Origin of the sequence: Paenibacillus sp. Marseille-Q4541 (assembly GCF_018310695.1) — a bacterium.
Lineage (GTDB): Bacteria > Bacillota > Bacilli > Paenibacillales > Paenibacillaceae > Paenibacillus.
Genome location: NZ_JAGXCY010000021.1, coordinates 1 through 19,714 on the forward strand (window position 1 = coordinate 1; position 19,714 = coordinate 19,714).

General features: G+C 43.8%; 19 protein-coding genes. All 19 read left to right on the forward strand.

Annotated elements, in window-relative coordinates; translation table 11 throughout:
• Positions 1 to 296: 296 nt before the first annotated feature.
• The 19 genes from KFT32_RS18345 (at position 297) to KFT32_RS18435 (ending at position 19,657) form a co-directional block, all read left to right on the forward strand.
• Complete coding sequence (locus KFT32_RS18345; protein WP_211748702.1) at positions 297 to 1,451, forward strand: PucR family transcriptional regulator; 1,155 nt, start codon at positions 297 to 299, stop codon at positions 1,449 to 1,451.
• 147 nt (positions 1,452 to 1,598) lie between these two features.
• Positions 1,599 to 2,717, forward strand: a complete 1,119-nt coding sequence (locus tag KFT32_RS18350; protein ID WP_211748703.1) for an ABC transporter ATP-binding protein — start codon at positions 1,599 to 1,601, stop codon at positions 2,715 to 2,717.
• A gap of 244 nt (positions 2,718 to 2,961) precedes the next feature.
• Positions 2,962 to 3,900: an HPr(Ser) kinase/phosphatase gene (gene hprK, locus KFT32_RS18355; RefSeq protein ID WP_211748704.1), complete on the forward strand. Its 939-nt coding sequence runs from the start codon at positions 2,962 to 2,964 to the stop codon at positions 3,898 to 3,900.
• Positions 3,901 to 4,008: 108 nt separating this feature from the next.
• A complete protein-coding gene (lgt, locus tag KFT32_RS18360) occupies positions 4,009 to 5,031 on the forward strand; it encodes a prolipoprotein diacylglyceryl transferase (RefSeq protein ID WP_211748705.1) in 1,023 nt (340 codons plus the stop codon).
• 17 nt (positions 5,032 to 5,048) lie between these two features.
• Positions 5,049 to 5,693: a pyrophosphatase PpaX gene (gene ppaX, locus KFT32_RS18365; protein ID WP_211748706.1), complete on the forward strand. Its 645-nt coding sequence runs from the start codon at positions 5,049 to 5,051 to the stop codon at positions 5,691 to 5,693.
• Between the two features lie 5 nt (positions 5,694 to 5,698).
• Complete coding sequence (locus tag KFT32_RS18370) at positions 5,699 to 6,214, forward strand: acyltransferase (protein ID WP_211748707.1); 516 nt, start codon at positions 5,699 to 5,701, stop codon at positions 6,212 to 6,214.
• 271 nt (positions 6,215 to 6,485) lie between these two features.
• Positions 6,486 to 7,706, forward strand: coding sequence for an ATP phosphoribosyltransferase regulatory subunit (locus KFT32_RS18375; RefSeq protein ID WP_211748708.1), 1,221 nt, complete (start codon positions 6,486 to 6,488; stop codon positions 7,704 to 7,706).
• Positions 7,707 to 7,744: 38 nt separating this feature from the next.
• Positions 7,745 to 8,380 (forward strand): ATP phosphoribosyltransferase, encoded by a 636-nt coding sequence (gene hisG / locus KFT32_RS18380; RefSeq protein WP_211748709.1) that lies wholly within the window; start codon positions 7,745 to 7,747, stop codon positions 8,378 to 8,380.
• A gap of 248 nt (positions 8,381 to 8,628) precedes the next feature.
• A complete protein-coding gene (gene hisD / locus KFT32_RS18385; RefSeq protein ID WP_211748710.1) occupies positions 8,629 to 9,930 on the forward strand; it encodes a histidinol dehydrogenase in 1,302 nt (433 codons plus the stop codon).
• A gap of 90 nt (positions 9,931 to 10,020) precedes the next feature.
• The gene (gene hisB, locus KFT32_RS18390; RefSeq protein WP_211748711.1) at positions 10,021 to 10,638 is read left to right on the forward strand and encodes an imidazoleglycerol-phosphate dehydratase HisB; all 618 of its coding nucleotides are present in this window, start codon (positions 10,021 to 10,023) and stop codon (positions 10,636 to 10,638) included.
• A 3-nt stretch (positions 10,639 to 10,641) separates the two neighbouring features.
• On the forward strand, positions 10,642 to 11,265 hold the full coding sequence (hisH, locus tag KFT32_RS18395; RefSeq protein WP_211748712.1) for an imidazole glycerol phosphate synthase subunit HisH: 624 nt from the start codon (positions 10,642 to 10,644) through the stop codon (positions 11,263 to 11,265).
• A 27-nt stretch (positions 11,266 to 11,292) separates the two neighbouring features.
• The gene (gene hisA, locus KFT32_RS18400) at positions 11,293 to 12,048 is read left to right on the forward strand and encodes a 1-(5-phosphoribosyl)-5-[(5-phosphoribosylamino)methylideneamino]imidazole-4-carboxamide isomerase (protein WP_211748713.1); all 756 of its coding nucleotides are present in this window, start codon (positions 11,293 to 11,295) and stop codon (positions 12,046 to 12,048) included.
• A gap of 56 nt (positions 12,049 to 12,104) precedes the next feature.
• Positions 12,105 to 12,863, forward strand: coding sequence for an imidazole glycerol phosphate synthase subunit HisF (gene hisF / locus KFT32_RS18405; RefSeq protein ID WP_211748714.1), 759 nt, complete (start codon positions 12,105 to 12,107; stop codon positions 12,861 to 12,863).
• Positions 12,860 to 13,558 (forward strand): bifunctional phosphoribosyl-AMP cyclohydrolase/phosphoribosyl-ATP diphosphatase HisIE, encoded by a 699-nt coding sequence (gene hisIE, locus KFT32_RS18410; protein ID WP_211748715.1) that lies wholly within the window; start codon positions 12,860 to 12,862, stop codon positions 13,556 to 13,558. The genes hisF and hisIE overlap by 4 nt, the downstream gene beginning before the upstream one ends.
• Before the next feature lie 19 nt (positions 13,559 to 13,577).
• The gene (gene hisJ / locus KFT32_RS18415) at positions 13,578 to 14,396 is read left to right on the forward strand and encodes a histidinol-phosphatase HisJ (protein ID WP_211748716.1); all 819 of its coding nucleotides are present in this window, start codon (positions 13,578 to 13,580) and stop codon (positions 14,394 to 14,396) included.
• 131 nt (positions 14,397 to 14,527) lie between these two features.
• Complete coding sequence (locus KFT32_RS18420) at positions 14,528 to 15,475, forward strand: ribose-phosphate diphosphokinase (RefSeq protein ID WP_211748717.1); 948 nt, start codon at positions 14,528 to 14,530, stop codon at positions 15,473 to 15,475.
• Between the two features lie 306 nt (positions 15,476 to 15,781).
• Positions 15,782 to 17,527 carry a tetratricopeptide repeat protein gene (locus KFT32_RS18425; RefSeq protein WP_211748778.1) on the forward strand — a complete coding sequence of 582 codons (1,746 nt, stop codon included), beginning with the start codon at positions 15,782 to 15,784 and terminating at the stop codon, positions 17,525 to 17,527.
• Positions 17,528 to 17,565: 38 nt separating this feature from the next.
• The gene (gene trxB, locus KFT32_RS18430) at positions 17,566 to 18,528 is read left to right on the forward strand and encodes a thioredoxin-disulfide reductase (RefSeq protein ID WP_211748718.1); all 963 of its coding nucleotides are present in this window, start codon (positions 17,566 to 17,568) and stop codon (positions 18,526 to 18,528) included.
• 178 nt (positions 18,529 to 18,706) lie between these two features.
• Positions 18,707 to 19,657 (forward strand): ROK family glucokinase, encoded by a 951-nt coding sequence (locus KFT32_RS18435; protein ID WP_211748719.1) that lies wholly within the window; start codon positions 18,707 to 18,709, stop codon positions 19,655 to 19,657.
• The last annotated feature ends 57 nt before the right edge of the window (positions 19,658 to 19,714 follow it).

Here is a 19,714-nt window from a genome sequence, read left to right on the forward strand (position 1 = left end):
GTAGAGCACCTGACTTTTAATCAGGGTGTCGAAGGTTCGAGCCCTTCATGGCTCATACGAAAGTCATCAGCATATTGCTGGTGACTTTTTTTGTTTTCTTTTTTTCTGGTTATTTCGTTAGAATAGATAGTATAGAAATATTAATCTACGTCATTTTAAAGAAATAAACACAGATGGTGAACAAGGTTATTGGGAAGACTAGTATACAATTTTTTTAATAAATGATTTGGTAGAGGTACCCCGCCTGTATTATACTGTTTTCGATGAGTGAATATAATAGTAAGGACTAATATAAGTTGTGGATTAGAAAATACAGTCGTAAAGTGGTGGTAGACGTGGCGAATTATGAGGCACTGTTGCAAAAATTACAACACATTCTTAACGTACCATTTCAAATAAATGATGTTCCAGCAAATCAAGGTATTCCTATTAAAGGTAGCCATAATTCATCGTTTGAAGACGAGAACTCACTATATTTCTATCTGGGTAAGGGTAAAGATAATGGTAGCCAGATGCTACTATCTACTCCAGTAGGGGAGATTAAAACATCAGAAAGAGCCCTTATTGAATGGATAATACTATCGTTAAACTCCAATAAGAATGCTAATGATATCGTACAAGTTGAGGAAACCAATTCCCTAGAGCAATTTGGGAGTTGGATTAAGGAAAGTATAGAGCAGGTCAAGGCCTTGCCTTTGCCGGAGACTCTACACCTATATGAAGATCAATTGACAAAAGGGATGATCCCTTTTTATCTGACTTACGACGGGGCTCATGAATCAGGGATATCTCTTAAATCGTTAAACAAATTGCTTCAGACTTACTTTGACGGAGATGTGCTCCTGATACCGTTAGTACAAGATAAGTGGTGTATATTAGCTGAGTTAGATTTAGTGCTTGATCGTGCTGACGATGATGCTGAAAATGATATCCAGCAGCAAAGATTGCAGTTAACCATGGAGGAAGAGCTCGCTGCTTTTACAGAAGGACTTCATGAGGTGATTGCTAATGAGTGGGTTGGTGTCTTTCATCTTTCTGTATCTAAACCAGAAACGAACATTACCTCCTTACCAGGCGTCTTCTCTCTACTGATTGAAACTACGGAACTTGGTAAGAAGTTCAAAGTGGGTGAGCATGTTTATTTGCCTTGGCAATTTCACTTAGAACGTTTAATCAATAGTATCCCTGAACAAGAGAGAACTGATTATCTGATCGGAATGAGTACTTCTTCTATATTATTTGAAGATGAAACGATTTCGACGCTAGAAACATTCTTTCAACTCGACTGCAATGTTAGTGAGACAGCGAAGCGCCTCTATATACATCGCAATACACTAATCTACCGTTTAGACAAGATAAAGCAAGAGACTGGGCTTGATGTTCGGACTTTTAAAGATGCAGTTTTGGTCAAGTTGACATTGCTCATGTACAAAGTGACGAAAACCTCCTGATTTTTTTGTGTGAATTGTGCATAGTCATGAGTAGGCTTCTCGGGTTAATATAAGGACAGGAAATGAATTCGATTACATTATGGTGTTAATTGGATGTATTCGCTTTCAAAATTAAAAAAACGAATTGATGCTGAGGAGGCAATAATCATGGCTGGTGTACGCTTAGAACATATTTACAAACAATATCCAGGATCTGATAAAGCGACGGTTGTTGATATTAACTTAGATATTAAGGATAAAGAATTTCTTGTTCTGGTAGGTCCATCCGGTTGCGGTAAATCTACAACACTTCGGATGATCGCTGGCCTTGAGGAAATCTCCGATGGCAAACTATATATTGGTGACCGCGTAGTAAATGACGTAGCTCCTAAAGATCGCGATATCGCGATGGTATTCCAATCTTACGCTCTTTACCCGCATATGAACGTATATCAAAATATGGCGTTTGGTTTGAAATTGCGTAAGGTGAAAAAAGAAGAAATCGATAAGAGTGTTCGTGAAGCTGCTAGAATTCTAGATATCGAACATTTGCTGGATCGTAAGCCGAAAGCTCTTTCCGGTGGTCAACGTCAGCGTGTAGCTTTGGGTCGTGCGATCGTTCGTAACCCACAAGTTTTCTTGATGGATGAGCCGCTTTCTAACTTGGATGCGAAACTTCGTGGACAGATGCGTGCGGAAATTACGAAGCTTGCTAAACGTCTTGAAACTACTGTTATCTACGTAACGCATGACCAAATCGAAGCAATGACGATGGGTGATCGTATCGTAGTTATGAAAGATGGATATATTCAACAAGCTGCTTCACCAGAAGAGCTTTACAATAATCCAACGAACCTGTTTGTAGCTGGCTTTATCGGCTCACCTACAATGAACTTTATCTCTGGTAAATTATCGCAACAAGGCGATAGCCTTCGCTTCTCATCTACCGGCCTTGATGTGGAAATTCCACAAGGCAAAGCACAAGTGCTTAAGAGCAAAGGTTATGCTGGTAAAGAAGTGATTCTGGGTGTTCGTCCAGAGGATATTCACGAAGAGCCAGTATTCTTGGAAGCTTCTCCGCACACTGCTTTTACTGCTAAAGTAGATGTAAGTGAGAACCTTGGTCATGAATTGCTCTTGTACCTGAGTGGTGTAGGTAGTGATGTTACTATCGCACGTGTAGATGGACGTTCGAACACTCGTGACGGTAACACAGTAAAAATGGCAATCGACATGAACAAAGTTCATATCTTTGATAAAGAAACAGAAGCAAACGTACTTGTTTAAGATTAATACGAGTACTGAATAATAATATTGGGGTTGTCAGGCTTTTTATAAAGCCAGGCAACCCTTTTATTTTTGCATCCTCTCTTTGGTCTTGTGAACTGATGAACATTGCAATCGGCTTCATTTTCCGATACGATGAGTACAATGACTATCAGATTAATATAGGTAGAGAATTGTACATAATAGTGGCAACACTTGCTCTTAGAACCCGCGTTATATTGTCGTACCGAAAGGAAGATACAACATGGCTAAAAAGGTAAAAGTATCCCAACTTGTTAATGAATTTCAGCTAGAAGTAGTCTCTGGGGAAAATGGTCTTAAACGACCGATCACAGTAGATGACCTAAACAGACCTGGTCTAGAGATGGCAGGATATTTTGAATATTATCCGTCGGAACGGGTACAGTTGTTAGGGAAAACAGAACTTGCTTTTGTTAAGATGCTACCCGAGAACGAACGTCGGGAACGGATGGAAGGCCTGTGCCACGAAGAGACCCCTTGTATTGTAGTCACTCGTGGACTGGATATTCCTCAAGAACTAATTGATATCAGTAATGAGAAAGATCTACCTGTACTACGCAGTTCTATGGCAACAACTTTACTCTCAAGCCGCATTACTGGATTTCTCGAGGGGAAATTGGCACCAACGACTACGATTCATGGTGTTCTTTGTGATGTTTATGGTATTGGCCTTTTAATTACGGGCAGTAGTGGTATCGGCAAAAGTGAGGCAGCTTTGGAACTTGTTAAGCGTGGACATCGTCTTGTTGCCGATGATGCTGTTGAGATTAGCCAGACTGCCGATAATCAATTGCACGGTACTGCACCGGAACTCATTCGTCATTTGCTTGAAATCCGCGGTGTCGGGATTATTAATGTAATGACTCTGTTTGGGGTGGGTGCAATCCGTAACCATAAGAGAATTACAATCGTGGTTCGCCTAGAAGCATGGCAGCAGGATAAACAGTATGACCGTCTTGGTCTTGATGAGGAGACGACTCGAATTATTGATACGGATGTACCGTTAGTTACGATTCCAGTACGCCCAGGTCGTAACCTTGGGGTTATTATTGAAGTGGCTGCAATGAATTTCCGTCTTAAACGAATGGGTGTCAATGCCGCACTTCAATTTACAAACAAGCTGACGGCGACCATTGCTGAAGATAACGATGATATGGATTGAACTTGAAATAGGGAGAACTAGAGGTTCAAAATGTATTGTATTCTTTTAGATAGAGGATGTAACAAACCATCATGGGTTATTTTATCAACGAAATAGGGGAGTGGGTAAATGGGTACCTTATTACTTGATCCGATTGCATTTTCTATCGGTTCTCTCAGTGTCCATTGGTATGGACTAATATTGGGGTCCGCGGCTATTGTCGGATTGCTACTAGCGATACAAGAGGGGAAGCGCTTTGGTATTCCCTCTGATTTTTTCATGGATTTATTGTTGCTAGGCGTTCCTTCTGCTATTATCGGGGCACGAATTTACTATGTAGCTTTCACGTGGGATGACTATAAGGATAATCTATGGGATGTATTTAAAATCTGGAATGGCGGTATAGCCATTTACGGAGCACTGATTGGTGCTATCATATGTGGCTTTTTCTATTTCAGGCATAAAGGTTATAATTTCTGGCGTATCGTAGATATTTGCGCACCATCCCTTATCATTGGGCAGGCCATTGGGCGCTGGGGTAACTTTGTCAATCAGGAGGCATACGGTGGTCCTGTAGAAGAGTCTTTCCTTAGAAATACTTTGCACCTACCTGACTTTATTGTGAACCAAATGAACGTTCAGGGTACATACCACCATCCAACCTTCTTATATGAATCTCTTTGGAATGTAGTAGGTCTGATACTTCTTTTGGTTTTGCGTCGTCAAAAGTTCCTGCGTGCAGGAGAGCTGTTTCTATCCTATTTTATTTGGTACTCCATCGGTCGGTTCTTTATCGAAGCGCTGCGGACAGACAGTTTAGGTTTCCAAGGACCAGAATGGCTAGCGGCTCTCGTGAATAGTCTGTGGTCACCAATGACAGCAATGGGCTTTGAACTCGGACATTTAGATCCTGCTTATGGGAATATTCGTATATCACAAGTTTTGTCCATCGTCATTATTATTGTCGCGATCATACTCATCGTAGTTAGACGTGTAACAGGGGCGGCAAATGAACGTTATCTAGACCCTATTGTGTCCAGTAAAACTCCTGTAGATGGGGGAAGTGACAACATATCAGAATTGGATTCTAAAAAAGATATGGTAGACGAATCGTCTCGTATCGATTCCAGCGCTGATCAGAAAAAGGAGTAATAAAGGAGCAATATCGTATGATTAAAACGGTTTTATTTGATTTAGATGGCACGATTATCGATACTAACGAGCTGATTATCAGCTCGTTTATCCATGTTTTGAGTAAACTTGGCCCGGGTGCACTCTCCAGAGAAGAAATCATTCCTCACATGGGAGGAACTCTGGAGCAACAGATGCAGGCTTTTACCGGTAAACCTGATGTAGCAGAATATGTTACTGGTTACAGGGCTTACAACTCTGTCCATCATGATGACATGGTACAACCGTTTCCAGGTGTGATGGATGTGGTGAAAAAGCTCCATGAGCAAGGAATTCGCATGGGTGTGGTAACTACAAAAATAAGACCAAGTACGCTTCGCGTACTGGAGTTATTCGATCTTATGAAATATATGGAGGTCATCGTAACGGTCTCCGATGTAACTTATCCAAAGCCGCACCCTGAACCTGTCCTAACTGCAGTGGAGAAACTTCAAGTGGATCCTTCGGAAACACTTATGGTGGGAGATAGTCCGGTGGACATTCAATCTGCCAAAGCAGCGGGAGTGAAAGCTGCGGGTGTAGCTTGGTCACTTAAAGGGGAAGAAAAACTTAAAGAGTATGGCCCTGATTATATTTTGCATGATATGCACGATATTCTTACTCTGATTCAAAAGGAGCAATAGATGCTGTGAGGAAGCTGGAACGTTATCCTGTTGAAGGGCATAATTCGTTATGGCACATATACCAGACTGTTAGTCCTTTTAAAGGGGTACGTAACTTCATCTGGGTGCAGCTCGCGAGATATTGTCCTATCCTGCCTCTGAAAAACTGGATTTATAGAAGCCGTCTTCGGATGAAGGTAGGGAATCATACGGCTTTTGCACTCATGGTGATGGTGGATGTGTTTTTTCCGGAAAGGATTCATGTGGGGAACAATTCTGTCATTGGTTACAACACAACGATTTTGGCGCATGAATATCTCATAGATGAATATCGTCTAGGTGATGTTACTATAGGAGATAACGTACTGATTGGTGCGAATACGACGATTTTACCGGGAGTGACGATCGGGGACGGAGCCGTTGTGGCTGCAGGTTCTGTTGTACATAAAAATGTAGCAGCAGGTGCCTTTGTAGGAGGCAATCCTTTAAGGGAACTCGGTCCCAAAAAGGAAGATATTCACCAACTTGATGCGTTCCATTAAGCTTGGGATGAAACTAAGATGAAAAGAATATGAAATACGGAAGGCCGCTTATCGAGCGGTCTTTTTTTGTTAGGGTGAGTTTTATTTCCACAAAAGGGTATATAGGAACAATATTAGAAAAATAACAGTGAATTGACGATAAAAGGGAAGACGTGGTAAGATATCGAATAATACTTTAATTTGTTAGATTGGTAGCACTTTAATGTAATAAAGATAATGATGATAATAAAACATTTAAAATACGGAACTAAGGACGCAGAGGTGAACAGAAATGTCTAAACCAAAAGGTTTTGAAAAGCCGGCAGGTGTACGTGATTATCTTCCTCATGTAGTTGATAAATTAAGACGAATTGAGCACAGGGTACTGGAATGTATGAGCAGTTGGGGATATCGCCAAATTATTACCCCTTCGATGGAGTACTACGATACCGTAGGTGTGGCAAGCTCAACGTCTGATCAAAAGCTGTTCAAATTGTTAAATAACCGGGGGACAACACTTGTGCTCCGTTCTGATATGACTGCACCGATTGCCCGGGTTGTGTCTTCTATGCTCAAAGATGAGAAGTTACCTTTACGGCTTTCGTACCATGCGAATGTATTCCGTGCAATAGAAGAAGAGGCAGGACGTGAAGCTGAGTTTTTTCAAACTGGTGTTGAATTAGTTGGTGATGATTCTCCAGAAGCGGATGCTGAAGTGGTGGCATTAGCTATCAGCTCACTTCAAGCAGCAGGAGTACAGTCCTTTAAGATTGCTATGGGCCATGTAGGTTTCCTAAACGGGTTGCTCGGTGAGATTGTCCCAGGGGAAATGGATTTACAAGAAGAACTGAAGGCAGTATTGCTTAAGCGTGATTATGTAGGTTACCGTGAAAAAATCGAAGGCCTTTCCTTATCTTCGGAGCAAAAGGAACGATTGGAAGCCATTTTGCGTCTGCGGGGTGGAAAGGAAATATGTGAACGGGCCGAATCCCTTAGCTCAAGTGAAGAAGCACGCAAAGCAATGCATCACCTTTGCTCTGTGTGGGAAGTGCTCGAAGCTTATGGAGTATCCAAGCATGTACTGATCGATTTAACGATGCTCGGCGATTTTTCCTATTATACAGGAATGACGTTTGAGGGATATGCTTCAGAACTTGGATTCCCTGTATGTAGTGGGGGACGATATGACAAGTTACTCAAACAGTTTGGGAAAGACATTCCTGCGACCGGATTTGCCCTGAAGACAAACCGCATTATCGATGGAGTACAGGGGATTAGAGCAGAGCAGCCGCTTCCTGTACTTATTGAGTACACGAAGGAACATCGAGTGGAGGCTTTGTCTCAAGCCTTACAGCTTCGAACAGAGGGACGAACGGTGGTGACCAGACTGATGCAAGGATCTAAGGATCGTTATCATCAGGGCGTTGACACGAATGAACAGGGGAATAACTGTGCGGTGTCAACACTCCAAGGCAAATATGAGAAGGTATATACTTACAGCAGTACGGTATAGAAATGCTTGTTATATCAAATAAGGAAGGAGCAAGGCATATGAATGAAATTTTGAAAGTGGCTATGCCCAAAGGGCGAATTTATAAAAAAGCTTCCCAGCTATTCCGTGCCGCAGGTATACCCATTCCTGAAGATATTGATGATACAAGGAAGCTTGTCATCCCACTCCCGGAGGCATCTCTGGAGTTCATTATGGCAAAGCCTGTTGATGTTCCTACTTACGTGGAGTATGGTGCCGCTGACATCGGCATTGTCGGTAAAGATGTATTACTCGAAGAAAATCGAGATGTGTATGAGTTGCTTGATCTAGGTATCGCAAGGTGCCGTATGTCTGTCATCGGATTACCTGATTGGGAGCCGGGCATTAGACAAAGGGTGGCAACCAAGTATCCCAATGTAGCTTCTCAATATTTTCGTGAGCAGGGACAGCAGGTAGAAGTCATTAAATTGAATGGTTCCATTGAACTTGCGCCGCTGATTGGTCTGGCAGATCGAATCGTTGATATGGTGGAGACCGGACAGACATTACGAGAAAACGGGCTTGTTGAGCTTGGAAGCATGTTTGACATTACAAGCCGTCTCATTGCCAACCGAGTCAGTTACCGAATGAAGAACGGACAAATTCAGGGACTATGCGATTCGTTGCAACACGTTATTAATTTAACTTCAAAGTAGTGGAACGACTGGCCTTATTGGCAGGAATGCAGGTCCATAGAAGCTAATGAGCCCAAAAAGTTAAAAAACAACTTAACAGGCGAAGAACTTAAAAATACAACCCTCGAACATTGAAATGTAAACAAGTCTCATTTTTAGTATCTAAGAAGGTGCATTCCTGCTGAAAAGCAGCAAGGGTGACAATTAAAAAAGAAGAATGCCATTGTGAAATTGCTTTACATGCTATGCAGGATAAGGAGTGGGATAAGATGAAAATTGTAGCGGCTCAGGATTTTCGTCTAGAGCGGAATGTGGATTATGGAACGAAAGAGCAGAATGAAGCGGTACGCCAAATCATAGCAGATGTCCGCAGGGAGGGGGATTCGGCAGTACTCCAATATACAGCCGAACATGACCATGTAATCCTGGCTCCAGGTGAGCTGAGAGTGACCAAGGAAGAGATGATGGCTGCATACGAGAAGGTAGACCCTGCTTTTGTATCACACATTCGCGAAGCGGCCAAAAATATCCGTACATTTCATGAAAAGCAAAAGCGAAACTCCTGGATGGATTTTGAACCGGATGGAAGCTTACTAGGGCAAATCATTAGACCGCTTGATCGAGTGGGAGTTTATGTACCTGGAGGAAAAGCAGCGTATCCTTCTTCGGTACTGATGAATGTGATTCCGGCACAGGTCGCAGGCGTGCAGGAGATTGTCATGGTTACGCCGCCATCTACGAGTGGCGGTGAAGGGATTAACCCGTACATTCTCGTTGCTGCTGCGGAAGCAGGTGTAAGCGAGATGTATCGGGTTGGCGGCGCGCAAGCTATTGCGGCGCTGGCTTACGGCACAGAGAGTATTGGCAAGGTCGACAAGATATGTGGACCCGGCAATATTTATGTGGCGCTCGCGAAGCGAGAAGTATTCGGTGCTGTCGATATCGATAGTATCGCGGGACCAAGCGAAATTGTCGTGCTCGCGGATGAAACGGCGAATGCCGAATATGTCGCAGCAGACCTGCTGTCTCAGGCAGAGCATGATGAGATGGCCTCTGCTATTCTGGTCACAACTTCAAAGCTACTAGCAGAAGAAGTTCAGACTGAGGTAGAGAAGCAATTGAAGCAGCTACCGCGAGAAAAGATAGCTCGCGCTTCGATCGAAAGTCATGGCAGTATCATCGTTGTTGATACCGTACTTGATGGTATTGAAGTTGTTAACAAGCTTGCCCCGGAACATCTTGAGGTGATGGTACAAGAGCCTATGGCCTATGTATCGTATATCCGTCATGCAGGCGCTATTTTCCTAGGTCCATACAGTTCCGAGCCGGTGGGGGATTATTTTGCAGGTCCTAATCATATTATCCCGACGAATGGAACCGCGAGATATGCTTCACCCGTGGATGTCGATGATTTTACCAAGAAATCAAGCTTAATTTACTATAGCAAGGAAGCACTGCTGGCAAGCGGTGAGGCCATTATTGGCCTTGCTCGTCACGAGGGGCTAGAAGGTCATGCTCGGGCGATTGAAGTGCGGTTAAAGCAAGAGAGAAAAGATGAGAACTCATATTAAATGAAGATCATTTTATTTATCTATTGGAATGACGATCCAAAGACGATCTAATCACAAATATAGAAGAGTTTACGAAGGGTGGAGAACAAGATGGGAAATGAGGAGCAACAATTTATTGAAGACGGGCGCGGGGCAGCGGTCAGCCGGAGAACGAATGAGACAGATATTCAGCTTAGTTTTGGTGTAGACGGGAGCGGTCGTTCCGAAATAGAGACAGATGTTCCTTTTCTGAATCACATGCTGGATCTGTTTACTAAACATGGACAGTTTGATCTTCAGGTGAAGGCAAAGGGTGATATAGAAATTGATGATCATCACACCGTTGAAGATATCGGCATTTGTCTTGGACAGACACTTCGTGAAGCTTTGGGCGATAAAAAAGGGATCAAACGTTATGCTAGTGTATTTGTTCCTATGGATGAGGCACTAGCTCAGGTTGTCATTGATATCAGCAATCGTCCTCATTTTGAATACCGTGCAGTCTATCCTTCTCAGCAGGTGGGAAGTTTCTCAACAGAGCTTGTTCAAGAGTTTTTGTGGAAATTCGCGTTAGAGGCTCGTCTTACACTGCACGTTATTGTTCACTACGGACAAAATACGCACCATATGATCGAAGCAATTTTCAAGGCGCTTGGCAGAGCACTGGATGAAGCTACACTCGTTGATCCTCGCGTTACGGGAGTTCCTTCTACGAAGGGAGTGCTGTAGTTTATGACCATTGCCATCGTTGACTATGGGATGGGAAATCTTCATAGTGTAAGCAAGGCGATTGAAAGGCTTGGCTATGAAGCACGGATAACGAGTAGTAGGGAAGATATTTTGACCGCTTCGGGCGTTGTTTTACCGGGGGTTGGCGCTTTTGGTGATGCCATGCAGCATCTGAGGGAAACGGGCCTTGATAAAGTAGTTAAAGAAGTCCAGGAAAAAGAGATTCCGCTGCTCGGGATATGTCTAGGGATGCAGCTGCTCTTCAGCAGTAGTGAAGAACATGGTCAGCATGAAGGTCTGAACATTTTACCGGGCCGAGTAGTAAGGTTTGAGGCTCGTCCTTCTTACAAAGTACCGCATATGGGCTGGAATGGACTTGAGTTCAAGCAGAAAGAGAGCCCGTTATTTCAGGATCTGACGGAAGGTCACGTATATTTTGTACATTCTTATCATGTGGAGCCGGAAAATAATGCGGATCTGCTTGCTGTAACTGATTATGGTTTTCCTGTCACGGCGATTGCCGGGAGGGGATCTGTTTATGGGATGCAATTTCATCCGGAGAAAAGCGGGGAGTTTGGCATGCAGCTGCTGAAGAACTTTTTGAAACTGGCTGAATCCGGTGTTTAATATAGAAACGATAAAGGGGCTTATGCGATGAAACCATTTACGATTTACCCGGCCATTGATATTAGAGGCGGAAAATGTGTGCGTCTTGTCCAGGGAGATTACAATCAAGAAACAGTTTATCATGATAGTCCTGTAGATGCTGCAAAAGCTTGGGAAGCTCAAGGGGGATCTTTTATTCACCTAGTTGATCTCGATGGGGCAAAAGAAGGATCGCCCGTTAACGTGGATGTCATCGGGCAAATTGCAGCTACGGTTCAGGTTCCTGTTCAAGTTGGCGGAGGACTTCGTCGTATGGAGGACGTAAAGAAACTGCTCGATCTTGGGGTCAACAGGTTAATCTTAGGTACAGCTGCTATTGAGGATCGTCAGTTCACGGAGCAAGTGCTTGGTACTTATGGTGATAAGGTTGCCATTGGTATAGATGCTAGGAATGGTTATGTTGCTACACGAGGCTGGCTAGAAACATCGGAAGTTAAAGCTGAAGTGCTTGCCAAAGAATTATCTCTTTACGGAGCACAAACTTTTATTTTTACGGATATCTCCAGAGACGGTATGATGCAAGGGCCAAATGTAGAGGCAATCGTTGCATTGGCCGCAGCAAGTGGTCAGCAGGTCATTGCTTCCGGTGGTGTAAGTACGATGGAGGACCTCGTGAAGCTACATAGACACCGTGAGGATGGCGTAAGCGGAGCGATTATTGGAAAAGCACTTTACACAGGTGCAATCGATCTGAGACAGGCAATAGAGACGGTACAGAACAGCGGCATTACTGATATTAAATAGTTGAAACCGTAGCTAGAAAATATAGAAGAAAATAAGCTGGAGATGAGGTCTGATCGATGCTAGCGAAACGAATTATCCCTTGTCTGGATGTAAAAGACGGCAGAGTCGTTAAAGGTGTGAATTTCGTGAATCTGCGTGATGCTGGAGATCCAGTGGAGCTGGCTGCCTTATATGATCGTGAAGGTGCAGACGAAATCGTATTCCTCGATATCTCCGCGTCGGTAGAAGGACGGCAGACGATGGTAGAAGTTGTGCGCCAGACTGCCGGGGAAATAGCGATTCCTTTTACGGTGGGCGGTGGAATCAAGCATGTAGATGATATGAAAACGATTCTGCGTGCAGGTGCGGACAAAATTGGAATCAATACAGCAGCGGTGCTGAATCCATCTTTAATTACGGAAGGTGCGCTCAGATTCGGTTCTCAGTGTATCGTACTAGCGGTAGATGCCAAGTGGAACGATGTATTTGGCGAATGGGAAGTGTACACACACGGCGGTCGTAAGCCTACCGGTATCAAAGCGCTGGAGTGGGTCAAACGTGCAGAGAAGCTCGGAGCTGGCGAATTGCTGCTTACAAGCATGGATACGGATGGGACAAAGAACGGTTTTGATATTCGCCTGACGTCTGCTGTTAGTGATGCCGTAGGTATTCCCGTCATTGCTTCGGGTGGGGCAGGGAAAGAAGAGGACTTTGAGGAAGTGTTCACAACAGGAAAAGCAGATGCAGGACTTGCAGCAACGATTTTTCATTACAAAGAAATAGCAATTCCTCATCTGAAACAGCATTTGAAAGCTAAAGGGGTGGAAATTCGATGAGCGATCAATTAAACGATCAGTTGTCACTGGAACAGGTAACCGAATATATTAGGTGGGATGAACAGGGGCTTGTTCCTGCGGTGATCCAGGATGCAGATTCAAGAGCCGTGTTGATGCTTGCCTATATGAGTCAGGAATCACTTAAAAAGTCATTAACTACAGGAGAGACATGGTTCTGGTCTCGTTCGCGAAGTGAATTGTGGCATAAGGGCGCAACCTCTGGCAATGTCCAAACGATTGTATCTGTAAAATACGACTGTGATGGAGATACCTTGCTATTTTTGGTTAAACCGAAGGGGCCTGCTTGTCATACAGGAGAAACAACTTGTTTTTATCGGGAAATCCACGGTGTGCATACGGAAAAAAACGAACCAGAATCATCTGTATACACAGGTGGCCGATTTGATGTGCTTGCTGACCTAGAAACGGTGATTGCAGAGCGTGAAAGAGATCGTCCAGAAGGGGCCTATACCACGTACCTGTTTAACAAAGGGGTCGACAAGATCCTGAAAAAAATTGGTGAAGAAGCATCGGAAACAATTATTGCAGCGAAAAATAAAGATAACGAAGAGCTGAAGCTTGAGGTCAGTGACTTAATTTATCATCTGTTAGTCTTGTTGGAAGAACGAAAACTGCCTCTCGACGAAGTGTTAAAAGAACTCAGTCTGCGTCACGAGCGTCCTCGCCGCGACTAGTTGTAAGGGGGAGACACTCATGTTAATCGATTATCATACACACCATGCCAGATGCAGACATGCAGTAGGGGAACTGGAGTCTTATGTAAAGCAGGCCATCTCACTTGGTTACAGCCATATTGGCCTGTCTGATCATATGCCCCTGCTTCATGTTGATCCAGCGGAGTATTACCCAGAGATGGCAATGCCTATGGAAGAGCTGCCAAGATACATCGAGGAATGTCTTTATCTACAGGAAAAATATAAGGGCGATATTGAAGTACGCGTCGGTCTAGAAGGAGACTACATCGAAGGTTATGAAAAAGAGATTGAACAGATCATCTTAGCGTACCCTTTTGACTACGTGATTGGCTCTGTTCATTTTCTGAAAGAATGGGATATCTCTGACTATAGGCAAGTCCATCAGTGGGACAACAGAGATATCCTTGGGGTGTACCGGGAGTATTATGATGCTGTCCAAAAAGCCGCAAAAAGCGGTTTTTATGATTTTCTCGGTCACATTGATGTGATCAAACGCTTTAGATATGAGCCTAAACCGGAAGAAAGGGAGGCTTGGTTTACGCTAGAGCGTTCTACCCTGGAAGTCATTGCTGACTGTGGGATTGCCATTGAGCTTAACGCCTCCGGTCTTTCCAAGCCGTGTGCCGAAATGTTCCCTAGTGAGCGCATTCTGAGGCAGGCTTATCAGCTCGGTATTCCAGTGACGATTGGATCTGATGCCCACGATCCGGTGAAAGTAGGAGAGAATATTGATGCTGGCCGAAGGCTTTTGAGGGAGATCGGTTATACCGAACTTGCTACATTTAAGCAGAGGGAGCGTTCAATGGTTTCGTTGTAATCTATATATTGCGTAGTATAATAAAAGGAAAGCGCATTCCATTTTATATCAAATTCATTGAATGATTCATGAAGGTAACCCAGTCATAGATAAATGCTTGTATTTAAAATAAAAGTCTTCGGGAGGCATGTATGCAACATTCTCTCCGTATTTTTTCGGGATCATCCAATCCCCAGCTAGTGCAAAATATATGCCAAAAGCTTGGGGTAGAGCCGGGTAAAATCAAAATATCCCGCTTCAAGAGCGGGGAGATTTACGTGCACTACGAGGAAACGATTCGCAATTGTGATGTATTTCTCGTGCAATCACTATCGAGACCCATTAATGAGCTGCTCGTGGAGCTGCTTGTCATGATTGATGCTGCCAAACGTGCTTCTGCCCGAACCGTTAATGTCATCCTGCCTTATTACGGCTATGCCAGACAGGAAAGAAAATCGGCTCCGCGGGAACCGATTTCTGCCAAACTATTGGCAGATGTGCTGACGACTGCAGGTGCAAATCGGATTGTAACCATCGATCTTCATGCCGCAGCGATCCAGGGATTTTTTAATATCCCGGTGGACCATCTTACAGCATTAGACTTGATTAGTGATTACCTCAAAAGTAAAAACATCGAAAGACCTGTTATCGTATCACCTGACGCTGGAAGAGCATCTATGGCAGAGAAGCTGGCAAGCAGGCTGGATTCTCCTTTTGCCATTATGATCAAGAAACGTCCAGCTCATAACGAATCCGTTATTACCCATGTGATTGGCGATGTTGACGGAAGAACGCCCATTATTATTGAAGACTTAATTGATACCGGGTCCACGATTGTAAACGTAGTGGAAGGGCTGAAAGAAAGAAATGCGCATCCTGCAATTGTGTGCGCGACGCATGGGCTTTTTTCTGGACCAGCGCTAGAAAAACTCACGCATCCTCATATTGAGGAAGTGGTGGTTACGGATTCTATTGAACTTCCTGTTTCAGGACCACCGTGTTTTACAGTGCTTTCGGTTGCTCCTATGCTCGCAAGAGCGATCCGTATTATTCTGGATGGAGGATCTATCGCTACTCTCTTTAGAGATGCAGGTATTTAAGAGATAACGAGTAGACAAGTTGTGTGGGTTCTTCATAGAAGAGCCCTGTTTGGCGTTGGCGGTTACTCATTCTCTAAACAATATGATTTGACAGATTTGGGACAAGGGAATAGCGGGTAATGAAAAGAGGATGACCCTACTAAAAGTGCATGTCAGTTATCGTTTATGTGCTTTTACCCTTTTTATATAATGCGGAAGTATAATTTTTCATCTGTTGTATAGTTCTGCAACACGAGAAGAGTCCTCGGGATTATGTTATACTGGAGAGTATGAAATCGTATGATAAAAGGAGGTGCCTTGGCACGTATGAAGGGCAAACCGCAGCGGACTGATCGCTCTCTTGTCAATGTTGTACCGATTCAACTGGACGCTTCTTTTTTCTTTGAAAGAGCTGTCCGCTCGCTGGATCGCAATCATTATGACAAGGCATTAAAATATTTTAGTAAAGCAGCTGAATATGAACCGGAAAATCCGGTCAATCATTGTAATGTGGCGGGTATTCTATCCGAGATGGGGGATTACGCCCGTTCGAATGAAATTTTGAACCATGTGCTCACCGAGGTTGATCCTTCCATGATGGAGTGCTATTTCTATATGGCTAATAACTACGCTAATATGGAACAGTTTGAAGACGCAGAAGAAGCTATCGTCACTTATTTGGAAGAGGATGAGCAAGGACAGTTTCTGGATGAGGCAGAAGAGCTGCTAGATCTGCTGTTCTTTGAACTGGGGCGCAAAGCACCGGTAAAAAGAATTAAAGCTAGAGAAGGTATCGCTGAGCATGACTATGCACGTAGTTTGCTTGAGGAAGGGAAATTTGCTCAGGCAGCAGAAATGCTGGAGAAAATTACAAAAGACCAGCCGGATTTCACGGCGGCACGTAATAACCTAGCACTGGCCTACTATTATATGGGTCGTTTCTCCAAAGCAAAGGATACGATCTTTGATTTACTGACATTTGAACCAGGAAATCTGCATGGGCTATGTAATCTTGCTATTTTCTTTCAGAATGAAGGAAACAAGGAGCAAGTAGCGGCACTGATAAAACAGCTGCAGACGTTGGTACCTTTTGAGCAGGAACATGTGTTTAAACTGGGAACAACGATGGGGATTTTGGGAGAACATGAGTCTGCGTATGCTCATTTTCGTAGATTACTCAAGAACAAAGATACTGCGAGTGATCCGTCGCTCGTTCACTATGCTGCAGTAGCAGCTTGTAACACTAAAAGATTCAAAGAGGCTGCACGTCTCTGGGAAATGGTGAAGATGCTTGATCCGGACTCAGAAGTACCTAAATTTTATATTTCGCAGCTGGAATCGCGTGAAGAAGAACAAGAGGTAGGAACGATCAGCTATCATTACCATTTGCCGTTTGAGGAACAATTCCGGCTATGGGAAAAATATGGCGCGAGTATTCCGGAAGACATCAAAAATGATCCGCTGATCCGCTCGTCTTTCTTCTGGGCACTTCATCATGGTGATGATACAAGTAAAGCGCAAGTGATAATCGCACTTCGTCATATTGGTGACTACGAAGTATATCAGGCACTTACTGATTTTCTAGAGCAACCGGATGAGAATACCGAGCTCAAGGAACTGGCTCTTTCCGTACTGCGTGAAATAGGGACGCCTGAGACACTTTCAGAGGGGGAAAACCCATATAAAGCATCAGGTCCTACAGATGCCACAGGGACTCCTGAGCAAGATATGCCTGAGTTAGATGACAGACAACAAGCGGTACTTAACAAAGTTTTGGAGAAGATGGATAAGTATTCTGATATTTTACGCGAAGGTGTTCAATATTTATGGGCAGACTATTTGAAGCAAGTCTCTCCTGAACTGCCATCCATTTCGTTAGTCGAAGGGTGGTCAGCAGCACTTGAGTATCTTACTGTCAAATCTGCAGGCGAGGAAGTTACCTATAAGGAAGTAGCCGGGCATTATGGAGTGTCTGCATCTACGGTGAGCAGATATGCCAAACAAATCGATCTTGTATGTAATTCAACACACTTGCTAAAACCAGTCTTTCGGGCTTTATCAGAGAAGATGTAGCGCATTAAATAGCATTTTGAAAAGGGAGGTTACTATATATGTCTCACTATAAATCCATTATTATCGGTACAGGTCCGGCGGGACTCACTTCTGCTATTTATCTGGCGCGTGCCAATTTAAGCCCGCTTGTTATTGAAGGTATGGAGCCAGGCGGTCAGCTGACGACTACGACTGAGGTAGAGAACTTCCCCGGTTTTCCTGATGGAATCCTTGGCCCTGAACTGATGGATAACATGCGCAAGCAAGCAGAGCGTTTTGGAGCTGAGTTCAAGAGCGGCTGGGTTGAAAGCATTGACCTGATTGAGCGTCCGTTTCGTATAAAGGTAGAAGGTCAAGGGGAGCTTACGGCTGACTCGGTTATTATTTCTACTGGAGCCTCGGCTAAGTATTTGGGGATTCCTGGGGAAAAAGAAAATGTGGGACGTGGTGTAAGTACTTGTGCAACCTGCGATGGTTTCTTTTTCCGTAACAAAAAGATTATCGTCGTTGGTGGTGGCGACTCTGCTATGGAAGAAGCAAACTTCTTGACGCGATTCGCTTCTAGCGTCACTATCGTCCATCGTCGCAATGAGTTGCGCGCGTCTAAGATTATGCAGGATCGAGCAAAAGAGAATGAAAAAATTAAGTGGGCTTTGAATCGTTCACCTATCGAAGTCGTTGTTGACGATAAAGGAGTAACGGGTCTAAAAGTTCATAATAATGAAACAAATCAGGATGAGCTGGTGGAAGCGGATGGTGTTTTTGTAGCGATTGGACATACACCGAATACGGCTTTCTTGCAAAATCAAATTACACTGGATGCAGGTGGATACATTGCTTGTAATCCAGGAACAACAGAGACCAACATTCCAGGCGTATTTGCTTGTGGTGATGTTCAGGATACCAAATATCGTCAAGCTATTACAGCGGCAGGTTCGGGCTGTATGGCAGCCATGGATTGCGAGAAATTCCTTGAAGGCAGCATGACTCATGACTGGAGCGAAACATTAAACAAGGACTAATAAAATGATAAGCTGACCGGAAGCACAAAAAACGTGCTCCGGTCAGCTTTTTTGCTTCCGATAAATAAAGGAGAAGTGATAGAAATGGAAGGGGATTCGTCTTGACCGCCCCACTTCCTTCAATTATAGTGATAACGTATGAATAAATATTACAGATAGTAAAGGTGGCTTGCTAGCAATGTCTGAAAATATCTACGTTGGAGTGGATTTAGGCGGAACGGCAATTAAAGTCGGGATCTGCAATGCGCAAGGAACACTTCTGCATACATATGAGGGACCAACAGAAGTGAGTAAGGGCGTTGAGACAGTCATTTCAAACATCGAGAAGTATGTCCGTCATATTGTAGAAGAATCACCATACAGCTGGGAGCAACTTGCAGGAGTCGGTGCTGGTGTAGCCGGATTCACTAATGTGCGAGAAGGAATCATTGTATTTGCACCTAACGTAGGTTTTAAAGATGTACCTATCCGTTCGATACTTGAAGATAGGCTAGGAAAGCTCGTCAAAATAGATAATGATGCAAACGTTGCGGCTCTTGGAGAAGCTTGGGCTGGGTCAGGGGACGGTGTCGAGAACTGTATCTGCTACACCCTGGGTACCGGAGTTGGCGGTGGAATCATCATTGATGGCAAGATTTATCAAGGATTTTCAGGGATGGCTGGAGAAATCGGCCACACCAATGTAGTACCTGACTTGGAAGCGATTCAATGCGGTTGTGGTAAAATGGGCTGTCTTGAAACGGTATCTTCTGCAACAGGTATTATTCGTATGGCGAAGGATGCGGTAGAACGTGGAGATCATACTTCTCTGCAATCCGTTGACACCATTATGGCTAAAGACGTATTTGATGCGGCAAAAGCAGGCGATGAGGTAGCTCTTCGTATTGTTCATCGTGCAGCGTACTACCTTGGAAAATCGCTTGCAGCCATCGCTGCAATACTAAATCCTCAAATGTTTATTATTGGCGGGGGCGTTTCCAAAGCCGGTGACATTTTGTTTGATGAAGTACGCAGTGTATTTGCAAATCTTACTCCAGAACCTCTTCAAAGAGGAGTTAGCATTGTTCCAGCAACACTAGGTAATGATGCAGGAATTGTAGGAGCAGCAGGATTGCTACTTCGTTCATAAGTTTTTAGAATAGAATTAACGTATCTTTATATGAGCTAGACATAGATAGACGAACTG